At 59.9% G+C, this 13280-nt stretch carries 13 protein-coding genes; 2 read left to right on the top strand and 11 right to left on the bottom strand.

The window, feature by feature from the left end:
* Positions 1-17 precede the first annotated feature (17 nt).
* Both AWB75_RS22285 and AWB75_RS22280 read left to right on the top strand, forming a co-directional pair.
* The gene (locus AWB75_RS22285; protein ID WP_061126250.1) at positions 18-725 is read left to right on the top strand and encodes a response regulator; all 708 of its coding nucleotides are present in this window, start codon (positions 18-20) and stop codon (positions 723-725) included.
* Positions 725-1819, top strand: a complete 1095-nt coding sequence (locus AWB75_RS22280; RefSeq protein ID WP_061126219.1) for an ATP-binding protein — start codon at positions 725-727, stop codon at positions 1817-1819. The genes AWB75_RS22285 and AWB75_RS22280 overlap by 1 nt, the downstream gene beginning before the upstream one ends.
* Positions 1820-2003: 184 nt before the next feature.
* Here the strand turns inward: AWB75_RS22280 and AWB75_RS22275 are convergent, their stop codons facing one another.
* From AWB75_RS22275 to AWB75_RS22225, 11 genes are all read right to left on the bottom strand, one after another.
* Positions 2004-2315, bottom strand: coding sequence for a high-potential iron-sulfur protein (locus tag AWB75_RS22275; protein ID WP_061126218.1), 312 nt, complete (start codon positions 2313-2315; stop codon positions 2004-2006).
* A gap of 104 nt (positions 2316-2419) precedes the next feature.
* Positions 2420-3832, bottom strand: a complete 1413-nt coding sequence (gene pntB / locus AWB75_RS22270) for a Re/Si-specific NAD(P)(+) transhydrogenase subunit beta (RefSeq protein ID WP_061126217.1) — start codon at positions 3830-3832, stop codon at positions 2420-2422.
* 13 nt (positions 3833-3845) lie between these two features.
* Positions 3846-5447: a Re/Si-specific NAD(P)(+) transhydrogenase subunit alpha gene (locus AWB75_RS22265; protein WP_061126216.1), complete on the bottom strand. Its 1602-nt coding sequence runs from the start codon at positions 5445-5447 to the stop codon at positions 3846-3848.
* Between the two features lie 174 nt (positions 5448-5621).
* Positions 5622-5918 (bottom strand): EthD family reductase, encoded by a 297-nt coding sequence (locus tag AWB75_RS22260; protein ID WP_061126215.1) that lies wholly within the window; start codon positions 5916-5918, stop codon positions 5622-5624.
* Positions 5915-6700 carry a hypothetical protein gene (locus tag AWB75_RS22255; RefSeq protein ID WP_235012196.1) on the bottom strand — a complete coding sequence of 262 codons (786 nt, stop codon included), beginning with the start codon at positions 6698-6700 and terminating at the stop codon, positions 5915-5917. The genes AWB75_RS22260 and AWB75_RS22255 overlap by 4 nt, the downstream gene beginning before the upstream one ends.
* 68 nt (positions 6701-6768) lie before the next feature.
* Complete coding sequence (locus AWB75_RS22250; RefSeq protein WP_061126214.1) at positions 6769-7446, bottom strand: hypothetical protein; 678 nt, start codon at positions 7444-7446, stop codon at positions 6769-6771.
* A 33-nt stretch (positions 7447-7479) separates the two neighbouring features.
* On the bottom strand, positions 7480-8139 hold the full coding sequence (locus AWB75_RS22245) for a c-type cytochrome (protein WP_061126213.1): 660 nt from the start codon (positions 8137-8139) through the stop codon (positions 7480-7482).
* A gap of 7 nt (positions 8140-8146) precedes the next feature.
* Positions 8147-9631: a flavin monoamine oxidase family protein gene (locus AWB75_RS22240; RefSeq protein ID WP_061126212.1), complete on the bottom strand. Its 1485-nt coding sequence runs from the start codon at positions 9629-9631 to the stop codon at positions 8147-8149.
* 373 nt (positions 9632-10004) lie between these two features.
* Positions 10005-10937, bottom strand: a complete 933-nt coding sequence (locus AWB75_RS22235) for an electron transfer flavoprotein subunit alpha/FixB family protein (RefSeq protein ID WP_061126211.1) — start codon at positions 10935-10937, stop codon at positions 10005-10007.
* A gap of 19 nt (positions 10938-10956) precedes the next feature.
* Positions 10957-11706 (bottom strand): electron transfer flavoprotein subunit beta/FixA family protein, encoded by a 750-nt coding sequence (locus AWB75_RS22230; protein ID WP_061126210.1) that lies wholly within the window; start codon positions 11704-11706, stop codon positions 10957-10959.
* Between the two features lie 178 nt (positions 11707-11884).
* Positions 11885-13174 (bottom strand): acyl-CoA dehydrogenase family protein, encoded by a 1290-nt coding sequence (locus AWB75_RS22225; RefSeq protein WP_061126209.1) that lies wholly within the window; start codon positions 13172-13174, stop codon positions 11885-11887.
* Positions 13175-13280: the final 106 nt, after the last annotated feature.

Raw genomic sequence — 13280 nt, 5'->3', positions numbered from 1 at the left:
CGGAAGCCTGTAACGACATGAACGCGCTGATTCTCATCGCCGAAGACGAACCCGAAATCGCGGAAATTCTCGACGCTTATCTCGTGCGCGAGGGGTATCGCACATATCGGGTCGGCAATGGACAGACTGCGCTCGACGTTCATTCGACACTGAAGCCGGATCTCGTGCTTCTCGACATTCGAATGCCCGGCAAGGACGGCTGGGAAGTGCTCGCTGAACTGCGCCGTCGCGGCGACACTCCGGTCGTTGTTGTCACGGCGCTCGACCAGGATATCGACAGGCTGCAGGGCTTGCGCATCGGAGCGGATGACTACGTCGCGAAGCCGTTCAACCCGGTCGAAGTCGTGGCGAGGGTCGGTGCGGTGCTGCGGCGCACGGCTGCGTCACGGACTGAAACAGTCATTCGCGTGGGCCGGCTCGAGATCGACACGGAAAGCTACGTCGCTAGCATCCGGGAAGCGGGGACGAGTGCAGCTCCAGCCGGAAACGCGGTCCAACTTGCCCTCACGCTCACCGAATTCCGGGTGCTTACCCATATGGCGAGATCGCCGCAGCGGGTATTCACTCGCAGCGAACTGATCGATGCCTGCATGCCCGGCAGTGGCGCGCTCGAACGCACGGTCGACAGCCACGTCAGCAACTTGCGCAAAAAGCTCGAAAAGGCTGGCGCGGCGGAAATCATCACGGTAGTACGGGGCGTCGGTTACCGACTCGCGAGCACGTGATGGAAAAGGCGCAGCGCAATGAAGCTCAACATCGCGGACGCCTCAGTCGTCAGATCGTGCTTTCGATGGGCCTGGTATCGATTATCACGATGCTCATCGCCTTTGTCGGATCGGTCGTGATCTACGGCTGGCTGTACGCGCTCTCGCCTCCTGAGCTTCCCAAGACGCCCGTCGACTGGCTCATTCCCGATTCGATCGATTTCCTGATTTTCGCCACGTTGCTGTTGATCGGCCTCGTAGTGGCGGTCGTCATGGCGTCTCGCCTGGCCCGCCGTATTCTCGCGCCACTGAACTCGCTTGCTGAAGGCGCGCGCCGCATCGCAGCAGGCGACCTCGAAGCACGCGCGCTTCCCGGTGACCGTTCGCTCGGCGACACCGCGCTCCTTGTCGATGATTTCAATGCGATGGCCATCAGGCTGCAGCAAATGGCGGCTGACATGACAGCCTGGAACGCGGCGATCGCGCACGAGTTGCGCACACCACTGACGATTTTGCGCGGCCGCCTTCAAGGAATGCGCGATGGCGTGTTCGAGCCCGATGATGCGCAGATTCGCGGACTGCTGTATCAGGTAGAAGGCCTTGCGCGGATCGTCGACGACCTCCACATCATCACGCTTCAGGACATTGGCCGGCTCGAAATGCATTTCGAACCGACACGCATCGACATTGAGATACGTCGAGCGGTCGATTCCATCAGCGACGCACTGTATGAGGCAGGTTTTACGATAGAACTCGACGTCAGTGACGCAATGGTCGTATGCGATGGTGCGCGCATCCGGCAAGCTCTTCTTGCGCTGCTCGACAACGCACGGCGATATGCGATTCCAGGTCGATTGCGAGTGGCGCTTGGGCTCGCGCCGGCCGCCTTGGTGCTGAGTGTCGAGGATGGCGGCCCCGGCCTTGCGCCCGAATTTGCGAAGCTGGTATTCGAGCCTTTCACGCGCGCCGACGCGTCACGCTCCAGACAGTTCGGCGGATCGGGACTGGGTCTGTCGGTGGTACGCGCAATTGCGCTCGCCCATCGGGGCCGCGCGACCTTCCGCCCGTCGGCCGCCGGAGGCTCGATTTTCGAGCTCACGCTACCTCGCATCTGACGCGCTATCTACTTTCTCCCGGATATAGATTCATCGTCATTGCACCGGCGATCGTGTGACCGCCGACCGCTTCAACTTCATTTAGAGTGAATCCGGCTCGTCTTTGCGCCAATCGGTTTTGCGCAAGGGACGTAATGATGGGCTGCATCCGCGCGTCTATCGTGTAGATACAGCCTCTGGGCAATCAGGCCTTTTTGCTATAGGCATTACACCAACCCTTGCCTGCGACCTGCTTACCGCCGAACATCGGACACGGAGCGGACACGTCATTCGGCCTGCCCTGATAAAACGTACAGTTACGGCAAGCCTGATCCGCTGTGTACTTCGCATACTTAACCTTGTCGACCGTGGCCGCATCGGCCTTATAACCGAGCGCGAGCGATGTTGGATCGGTTTCCGACGCATTGGCTGGACCAGCAAAGGCAATGCGAGACAGCGCTAGTCCCGAAGCAACGCCCGCGGTGGTGATCATAAAAGTGCGACGGGACTTCCTCATGCAAACTCTCCTTTTTGTGAAGTTGGTGTGCGACCAAGGCCCGCAAAAACCTATAGTCGGTAAGCCAACGTTGATTGGCAATGGGCAGGACCCAGGCGTTGCGTTCAGACTTTCAGCGCGCCGAAAATCTCGCTCAACATGGTCTTCGCGTCGCCGAACAGCATGCGGTTGTTGTCCTTGTAGAAGAGCGGGTTATCCACGCCGGCATAGCCGGAAGCCATGCTTCGCTTCATTACAATCGACGTCTTTGCCTTCCACACTTCGAGCACAGGCATGCCGGCGATCGGGCTAGCGGGGTCCTCCTGCGCGGCCGGATTCACGATGTCGTTCGCGCCAATGACCATCGAAACGTCTGCCTCCGGGAAATTGGCGTTGATTTCATCCATCTCCATCACGATGTTGTAGGGCACCTTCGCTTCGGCCAATAACACATTCATGTGGCCCGGCATGCGGCCGGCGACCGGGTGGATCGCGAACCGCACGTCGACGCCCTTTTCGCGCAGCAGCCTGGTAAGTTCGTACACCGTGTGCTGGGCCTGCGCCACGGCCATGCCATAGCCGGGCACGATGATCACGCTTTTCGCATCGCGCAGAAGGTCGGCGGTTTCGGCGGAGCTCACTGCCACCACCTCGCCGGCCGGCTGCGTGCCGCCGCCCGTTGGTGCCGAAACGCCGCTGCCGGTACCGAAGCCGCCGGCAATCACGCTGATGAAGTTGCGATTCATCGCACGGCACATGATGTACGACAGGATTGCGCCCGACGAGCCGACCAGCGCGCCGATCACGATCAGCAGGTCGTTGCTGAGCATGAAGCCGGTGGCCGCTGCCGCCCAGCCCGAGTAGCTGTTGAGCATCGACACCACCACGGGCATGTCAGCGCCGCCGATCGCCATCACCATGTGCACGCCGAACAACAGCGAAATCGCCGTCATCACGAAGAGCGGCGTCATGCCGTCGTGAATCGTCCCCGCATGCAGAAACGCACGGCCGAACACGATCACCACCAGCAGCGCGGCGAGGTTCAGCCAGTGCCGTGCCGGCAGCAGCAGCGGTTTGCCGCCGATCTTGCCCGACAGCTTGCCGAATGCAATGACCGAGCCCGCGAAAGTCACCGCACCGATCAAGATGCCCACGTAAATTTCGACTTCGTGGATCGCCTTCTCAGCGCCGGTGAATTGCACGGAGGTGTCGATATAGCTGGCGAAGCCCACCAGGCAGGCCGCCAGGCCCACCAGGCTGTGCATCAGCGCGACCAGTTCGGGCATCTGCGTCATCTGCACCTTCTTCGCGGCGAACAGGCCGACCGCGCCACCGACGACCAGCGCAGCGACAACGTACGGAATGCCTTCGGCCGACACGCGCGGACCGAGCACGGTGGCCAGCACCGCGATAAGCATGCCGATCATGCCGAGCAAGTTGCCGCGGCGCGCGGTTTCGGGATTGGCCAGTCCGCCAAGGCTCAGGATGAAGAGAATCGCCGCGCCAATATAGGAGACGGTAGTCAGGTTGGAAGTCATTGTTGTCGTCCCCTTATTTGCGGAACATCGCCAGCATGCGCCGCGTCACCGCGAAGCCGCCGAACATGTTGACGGCCGTGAGTGCCAATGCGCCCACGGCCAGGCTCAGGATCAGCCCCGACGGCCGGTCGCCTGCGCCTGCGGCCAGTTCGCCCAGCGGCGGTGCGACCTGCACCAGCGCACCGATGGCGATGATCGACGAGATCGCATTGGTTACGCTCATCAGCGGCGTGTGCAGCGACGGCGTGACATTCCAGATCACCATGTAGCCGATGAAGCAGGCCAGTACGAACACCGTGAAGTGCGACAGGAACGTGGCCGGCGCAAACAGCCCCACCAGCAGGAACGCCAGTGCACCGATGCCGAACACGACGGCGAGCGACCTCGCCGACATCGGCTCGCTCTGGCCGTGGCCGTTGCTAATTTTTTGCGCGGCCGCCGCGGGCGCGGCCGACTGAGCCTGGGGGGCGACGGCCGGCTGCTTGATCGGCGGCGGCGGCCAAGTGATGTTGCCTTCCTTGATGACCGTAAGGCCGCGGATGGCATCGTCGTCGAAATCGACGTTGATCGTGCCGTCCTTGGTCTTGCACAGTTCCTCGACAACACGCAGCAGGTTGTTGCCATACAGAGTGGACGACTGCCGCGCCAGACGCGATGCGAGATCCGTATAGCCAACGATGGTCACGCCGTGACGCACCGCTGCCTCGCCGGGCACGGTGAGCTCGCAGTTGCCGCCTTGCTCCGCTGCCATGTCCACGATCACGCTGCCCGGCTTCATCGACTGCACCATCTCGGCCGTGATGAGCTTCGGAGCCGGCCTGCCGGGAATCAGCGCGGTGGTGATGATGATGTCCGCGTCCCTGGCCTGCTGCGCGTACATCGCGCGCTGCGCCTGCTGGAAGCCCTCGCTCATGACCTTCGCGTAGCCGCCGCCGCCCGAGCCTTCCTCGTCGTAGTCCACCTTGACGAATTCGCCACCCAGGGACTTGACCTGGTCGGCCACCTCGGCGCGCGTGTCGTTGGCGCGCACGATCGCACCAAGACTGGCTGCGGTGCCGATTGCAGCCAGGCCTGCTACGCCAGCGCCAGCGATGAAGACCTTGGCAGGCGGGACCTTACCGGCGGCGGTGACCTGACCGTTCAGGAAGCGGCCGAAAGCATGTGCTGCCTCGATCACTGCACGGTAGCCGCTGATGCCGGCCATCGAGGTGAGCGCGTCCATCTTCTGTGCGCGTGACAGCGTGCGCGGCAGCGAGTCGATGGCTAGTACGGTAGCCCGTTTCGCGGCCAGTTGTTGCATCAATTCGGGGTTCTGAGCCGGCCAGACAAAGCCGATCAACATGCCGCCCTCGCGCATCAGCGCCACTTCCTCGCTGCTCGGGGCGCGCACCTTGAAAACGATATCGCTGCGAGCCCACAATTCGGCGGCCGAAGCCACGACCTCGGCACCGGCCGCACGGTAGGCGTCATCGTCAAAATTTGCGGCGGCGCCGGCACCGCTTTGCACAGCCACCCGAAACCCCAGCTTGAGCAATTTCTCGACTACCTCCGGTACGGTCGCGACGCGCCGTTCTCCAGTGGTTACTTCCGAAGGAATGCCAATCAGTAATGTCATAGGGAAAGTTGATTGTTCACATTGGTATCGATCATCGCAAGGAGCTTGAACCTCTGTCTCACTGAGACTTCTCCTTGCTGGATGGGGTTGCACGCGTGGATCTCCAACGAAGTAAGCGAGGTGGTGCGATGCAGGCGCGGCGGTAATGGCGGAGTCAGGCCAGCGGCGCGATGATCAATCGTCCGCGCAGAAAATCGACGGCGCGATATTGGTGAAGTTCTTCACGTCGCCAATCACCTCGGCGGCTTTGGCGGAGGAAAGAGCCATATTGATGCCGGCCTGATCGCTGAAGCGCAGTATTGCCAAGCATGCGAAGGGTTGTGGATCGGACGACGGAAACAGGACCTCGGCCGATTGAAGACCGAACTCACTCCACGCCGAGCGGACAAGCGGAGCATGGGTCGAAAGGTAATACTCGCGGTCGAACGTCGCACCTTCTGCGTTCAGGTAGGTCACGATCAGGGTAGTCATATTTGATCCTTTGTTGAGAGACGACGTGAGAGAGTCGCCTTATTAGTTGCGCCAGCGCCTTGAAAGCGATTCGGCAACGTTCGTGCGCGGCGCAGCAGCTGACCGCCAAACAACAACATCCACAGCGGCAGAACGAGCACGACCACCATCTCGCTGTAGTTCGACAGCGCCTCGAGGTCTGGAAAAAAGCCGAACAGGAAGAAGACCGCGAAGGCCCAGCCGACGATCTTTAGCAGAAACGACCCTTTCCAACCTGCCTTTTTGAGCACGTCGGCGGCGATCAGCGTCCAGAAGAATACGAGCGGACCCTCAATCCACCAGAGGCCGTTTTGTGTCCCATTGGCGACCGCAGTCCATACTGCCGCCGCGGCATTTCTCGTAGCGTCGTCGCCGCCCGCGTAGAGATGCGCCAGAGGGTGAAGGGTTGCAAACTGCATGACAGCACCGGTCAAGCCCACCATGACATACAACGCGACAGCCATCGCAACCATACTGGCCAGCGCGCCCAGTTCTTCTTGAAATGCGTGCACAAAGTAGCCGCCAATGACGACGAAGGGCAGATAGAACCCGAGTGTGTCGGCAACCATGCACCAGCGAAACAGCTCGCGAGTATCCGGTGGCAAGGCGAGCATCGATGCGCCGTGCAGCACCATATCCGCATCTGGACCTGTTACTGCAAAAGACAATCCGGCATTCGCGTACGCCAGAACGCCACCGATGATCGCGCTCCAAGCCGTGAAGCGCATTACCTTGCGCGAGGGTTGATTCATCATAATCTCCATGAAGAACGCTCAGCACTCCAAAAATAGACTTCCAGTCGCGCGGAACGTAACAATAGCGTCGTCTTCGCTTAGTTGCGGTAAGGAGCGAGACTCTTCGCCATCAGGCTCCCGCTTTGAGCACGCTCCAGGGCGCAATAGCCGTAGTAGATGGCCGGCATGAAATAGGCCCATGTACACAGCGCCAACGTGAAAAAATTGAGCACGAGGTTGGTTTCCTCGCCGGGGATTTTGTAGAAATCGTAGATACCTGCAATCGCGAGCGAGGCCACTAGCGACACAACGACGCCCAGCGCCTCAAGCATGGCGCCCACGTTTAGCAATCGTTTGACGAAATAAGCGAGATAGATCGACAGGCCGATCCACATCGCAAGATAGTAGTAAGGCAAAAACCCGGAAATAAAATCTACTCCCACTAAAACGAATGTGAGCACAAACGAAGCGGCAAACGCCGCGACGTCCTGCCGAATTGACGGCTTGTAGCCGTGCGTAATCGCCAATAAGCCGGCGACGGCGATGATGGGCATGCCGAACCCTCGAGAGAACGCGTCGAAGAAGTGCGCTATCTCATAGGAAACTGCATTGCCCGTGGCAAAGAATACGATAGCGTTCGTCGCCGAGGTGCCGACGATCCACATCTCCAGCCCAAGAAGATAGTTTTTTTTCTTGACGAACTTCCAGCCATAAAAGAATGAGCTCACCGCCAGCAAAGCACTAGAAAGCATAAGAACTAAAGATCTGAGGTCCATCGCTTACTCCCAATTCCGGTTGTATCTGATTGGTCAATCTTTCTTCGGGTCAAGGCTTGCCAGATAGGTGGCAACGGCTTTGCGATCTTCGGGCGAAAAACCCATCGCAAGGTTTTTCATCACGCCTGTGGGTTCGCTGCGGGTGCCCGAAGCAAAGTCATCGAACTGCGCAAGCAGATAGTCGTACCCCTGGCCAGCCAGACGCGGAAACTGATCGTGGCCCATCAATTGAGCACCATGACATGCGGCACAGTTGGCAGCGGCTACCAGATGCAGCCCTTTCTCGCGCAGTTGCGCATCCGGCTTGAAGTAACGATTCGCGACAGGGGGCACACCCGCGAAATATGCCGCCAGCGACTTGATCTGCGCATCGCTCATCGTCATCGCGAGAGGCGTCATATTCGGATTTCGCCGCGCCTGACTTGAGAAGTCGTGGAGTTGAGCCTCTAGGTAAGGTGCTGGTTGCCCCGCCAGGCTCGGATACCCTTGGTGGAGTGAATTGCCCTTGACGCCGTGGCACCCCATGCAGACATCGGTTACATGTGGCCAAGCGCCACCGTCGGCCAGGTAAGCGGTTGTCGAGTTCGCGATATAGCTCTGAAGCCGATAAAGACCCAGCAGATCGGAACCGAAAATGGCCAGCAACAGTACCACGGCCAAAGGAACGCAAATCAATAGGATTTTTTTCATCATCGCCCTCTTACGCCCGACGCAGGGCGTTCAGGGCCTGAAGCGCGCCCTGATGTCCTGAGCGCACGGCGCCATCCATGTAGCCGGCCCAAATATTCGCAGTCTCCGTCCCCGACCAGATCAGCCTGCCGCACGACGGGCGCAGAGCCTCGCCGTGTGCACTCCAAAATCCCGGAGGAATGGCGGAAACGCAGGTTAAGGTCCAGCGATCCGCCTGGCCCCAGTCTTGATCGTGGTAGGCGACGGGAGACAGTGCTTCGTTGCCCCATGCCTGGGCGTAGAACTGCTTATGCATAGCGATCGCCGCGTCCCGATCCGATGGCACCTTGGCGTTCTCGACGAATGCATTGATAACGCCGATCTCTGCTGCGGGCGGGGAGTTGTCATAGGCCCAGAGGATCGGACCATTGAACTGGAAGATGCTTCCGTTCATTCCCTTGTCGCGCCAGAACGGGCGGCGATACACCATGGCCGTCTTCCGTGCGGGAGAATTTGCGGGCCAGGCGCGCTGAAGGGCCGCGCGCTTTTCTGGCAACGGAGGATCGAACTGGACCTGATGACACAATGCCGGATGGATGGCCATGACGACGGTTCGTGCGCGCACTTCGCCACGGTCGGTATGCAGAGTCACGACGTCGCCGTCCCATCCGGCAATTCGGCGCACTGGAGTGGAAAGGCGCACCTTGTCGCCCAGTTGCTGGGCCATCTTGATGCTGAGGATTTGCGAGCCACCAATGAAGCGCGTTTCCTGGGCGCTATGCTTGATGCTGTCAAGCTGCGAGTAATCGCAATTCGCTGAATTGACCATCGAAAGGAAATGCAGTAATCCCATCTTTGCGGGCGCCGTGCCGCCCGAAAGGGTGATGCTGCCATTCCATGCCACCTGGTCCTCCGGCTTGATATTCTGTTTTTGCAGCCAGTCACCAACCGAGAGCCGGTCAAGTTCGCCGGCCTTCGAGGACGTCCACGGTGTGCCGCAAGGCACGTCGCGCGAGAGTCTGCTGAGCTTTGCCCCAATCGCCTCGTCGGTGCCGAACGTGCCCTTCAGATTGACAGTCACGCGACCGTCGCCGCCCAGAATGACCGTATTGCCGTCGTAGTAGGTCGGGAAGGTACCAACACCCAGTTCGCGGGCAAGATCTGCGACGGCTGTCTGGCCCGGCCCGATCCATTGGCCGCCAACTTCCGAAACGTACCCGCCGGGAATGTTGTAGTTGAGCGTTCGCCCCCCCACACGATCACGGGCTTCCAGCACCAGAAACGACTCGCAGCCTGCTTGACGCAGATCTCGCGCGGCAGTTAGTCCAGCCAGCCCCGCTCCTATGATGGCGACGTCGAGAACGTCGTCCGCGCTTGCAGCGTTCTTGGCAACCGCTGCAAACGACTGCCGAGCACCCACGGTGAGCGTGCCAACGGCAGCCGAGGCACCGGCATATTTAAGCCATTGCCTACGCTCTGGGCTTGCCGCGCCGTCAGGGGAAAATTTTTTTGCCATAGTGCCTCTGTCTGCGTGATGAGGTCCTGCTCGTCTGCTTCCCCGAAACTGCCCCTTTCAGCCTCCAGGTACCATATCCAGGCCGATATAACGTCCTGCGCATATCCTTGAAGGTCCATTCAGAACAACTGATAAGTTTTATGCGAGACTGGGGTCTGCCGTTCCAGTGCCGCATATATAGTCCAATAAGGCAAATATAGGTCGGTATACCAATCATTAAGGCGAAGAAAAGCAAGGCGACTCGCGACGTTCCGCTGTCGCACGTCTCGCTAAGCACCAAAGTGCGGCGCCATAGAAAGATCTTGATCCGGGCTCGTGAGCAGGGCCGGCCCCGGATCCCCCCGAACATCACTACGCATGTCCGGACTAGCGCTCACATTGACGACACCAGTTCCGGCACGATCTGGAAAAGATCGCCCACGAGACCGTAGTCGGCCACGCTGAAAATTGGCGCTTCTTCATCCTTGTTGATTGCGACAATCACCTTTGAGTCCTTCATGCCAGCCAGGTGCTGGATCGCACCCGAGATGCCCACGGCAACGTACAGGTGCGGTGCGACGATCTTGCCGGTCTGGCCGACTTGGTAGTCGTTTGACACATATCCCGCATCCACTGCCGCACGCGAGGCGCCGAGTGCTGCGTTGAGCTTGTCCGCGAGCGGCTCCAGAATCGACGCAAAGCTCTCGCTGCTGCCCAGGCCGCGGCCACCCGAAACGACGATCTTCGCGCTAGTCAGCTCCGGACGGTCGAGTTTCGTGACTTCACGGCCAACGAATTGCGAGAGGCCGCTGTCTGCTGACGCGTCGAGCCTTTCCACGACGGCATTGCCACCGTGTGCGGAAACTGCATCAAATGCCGTGGGCCGCACCGTGATGACCTTGATCGGATCCACTGACTGAACAGTTACGATCGCATTGCCCGCATAGACTGGACGCTCGAACGTGTCCGGCGAGTTCACTGCCGTGATTTCCGAGATTTGCGCGACGTCAAGCTTTGCAGCAACCCGCGGCGTAACGTTTTTGCCCGCTGCCGTGGCCGGCGCTAGAATGTGCGAATAGTTCCTCGCAATCGAAAGCACCGTCGCTTCAACGTTCTCTGCGAGGCCTACTTCGAGGTGCGGGGCATCGGCTAGCAGCACCTTCGAAACGCCGGCGATCTTCGCCGCTGAATCGGCCGCGGCCTTTGCGTTGTGACCTAAAATCAGCACGTGCACGTCGCCCCCGATCTTCTGTGCAGCGGCGACCGTGTTCAGCGTTGCAGCTTTAACCGACACGTTATCGTGTTCAGCAATAACCAGGTTCCTCATCTCTCTCGCTCCCTAACCTTCAGATAACCTTGGCTTCTGTCTTCAGCTTCTCGACCAGTACCTTCACGTCGGCAACCTTCACACCAGCCGAGCGCGCGGGCGGCTCAGCGACCTTCAGGGTTCGCAGACGCGGCGTGACGTCCACACCAAAGTCGTCGGGCGTAACCGTCTCCAGCGGCTTCTTCTTCGCCTTCATGATGTTCGGCAGCGTGACGTAGCGCGGCTCGTTCAAACGAAGGTCGGTAGTCACCACTGCGGGCAGTTTGAGCGACAGCGTTTCCGCACCGCCATCGACTTCACGTACGACCGTGGCCTCGCCATCAGCGATGGTGATCTTCGAAGCGAAGGTCGCTTGCGGCAAGTTCGCGATCGCGGCGAGCATCTGGCCGGTCTGGTTCGAATCGTCGTCGATGGACTGCTTACCGAGGATCACGAGCTGCGGTTGCTCCTTGTCGACGAGTGCCTTGAGCAGCTTTGCCACGGCGAGCGGTTGCAGGATCTCATTCGACTCGATGAGGATCGCGCGATCCGCGCCTATCGCGAGTGCCGTCCGCAGAGTCTCCTGCACCTGCATCACCCCCGCCGACACCGCGATGATCTCCGTGGCCAAGCCGGCTTCCTTAAGACGCACCGCCTCTTCCACGGCAATTTCGTCGAATGGGTTTATCGACATCTTCACATTGGCGATATCGATACCTGTTCCGTCGGACTTGACGCCGACCTTCACATTGGCGTCCACGACCCACTTCACCGCCACCAACACTTTCATTGCTGTTCCTCGTTTAATCCACTTGCGCTGCCTGCGCTCGTCGCGGGCACCTGAGCTGAAGCCGCGACAGTCGTTAGCACAGCAGCGAGCGGCACTGCCCTCTCATCAGCCACGTTCTGATATCTGGACCGGGGGTGCCCTGGAGCCGACGCGAAGCCAACTTGCGCCGACGGGTTGTTCACTCTTTCGTCCAACCGTTCTGATAAAGCTTTCCTGCGAGCACGCCAAGACGCAACGTGAGGTGGTAATTCTCGCCGTCCTCGATCAGTGCGGACCGGACATCACGGAACAGCTTCTCGATCGGGAACTCGCGGGTGGTGCCATTACCGCCGAAGAGCTGGAACGCCTCAGTCGTAATCTTCATGGCTTCCTCCGTCACGCTGACCTTGGCCTGGGCAGTTGCGTACGGATGGCTCTTCGGAGACAGACGTGAGAATGCGAGGCTGCGTCGCGCGATCGCACGCGCCATTTCCAGCCGACGCAGCATCTCGCCCACGCGCAATTGCGTCATCTGGTGGTCGATCAACAGCGCTCCGCCTTGTTTGCGTTCGTGGCAATATCCCAGCGCGAGTTCGAACGCGGCGCGGGCCACGCCTACGAACACCTGGCACATGTGCGTGCCGGCGAACGACCATGTGGAGGCCAGGTTGCCGAGGTAATCGTCCTGCAGCGCAATCGCGAAGCGCTTGGGCACCTTCACGTTGTCGAAGTAGATTTCGCCCTGCGGCAGTGAGCGCTGGCCAATCTTGTCGAGCGGTTTGCCTCGGGAGACACCTGGCAAATCAAGCGGAAGAATCATGCCGATTCCGTTCGTGAACGCACTTCGTTCCCCGCTTCCATAGAAGCCATCGCCATAATCCGCCGCCATGTACGCGAGCGCCACCTGAGCGACCGAGCCGTTGGAGATCCATGCGGAACTTTGACCGTTGATGACGATTTCATCCGCGACTACCTTCGCGGTAAGGTTACCCAATGGCTGCTTGCCGATCGCGCTGATCTCGTCGCGATAGAGAATCGCGGCATCGGTGCCGCGGTCAGGCTGGGTATTCATCCAACAACCAATCTTGCCGGCGCACATATCGATCAGCTCCTGGTTGCCGACCGATTGCGCCATCATCAGCGGGGCTGGCGCCACGCCGATCGAAACAGCAAGCCCTGCATCACCCCAACCGAGCTCTTCGCCAATCAGCGATTCGATGCGCACCGCCATGTCCGGCGGAAGCTGCGCGAGCAACTGCGGATCAAGGCCAAGCTTCGCGCTCTCCATCATGGCGGCCCAGTACGGCGAGCCGTGCGCGATCACTTCCTCCGGCGTCATTCGATCGAGTTCGCGGCCGACGGGCTTCAACACATCGCGTGCGAAACGGTGAACCGTGTCCTGGATCGCACGTTCTTCCTCGCCCATCGGGGTTTCGAAGCCGGTCAATCCAGCCAGCGGCAATCCTACGGACTTGTGTAGTCGAATCATTCCGATATTCCTCCTGTCCAGGATGCAACTCGACCAGACTGCCTGGCAGTCTGGCCACCTCAATCGTAGATATAAATACCAAACATAGGTCACTATACAAATTACG

Origin of the sequence: Caballeronia catudaia (genome assembly GCF_001544755.2) — a bacterium.
GTDB lineage: Bacteria > Pseudomonadota > Gammaproteobacteria > Burkholderiales > Burkholderiaceae > Caballeronia > Caballeronia catudaia.
Note: the sequence above shows the minus strand (reverse complement) of the source record. Positions and strands in the feature narration are given on the sequence as shown.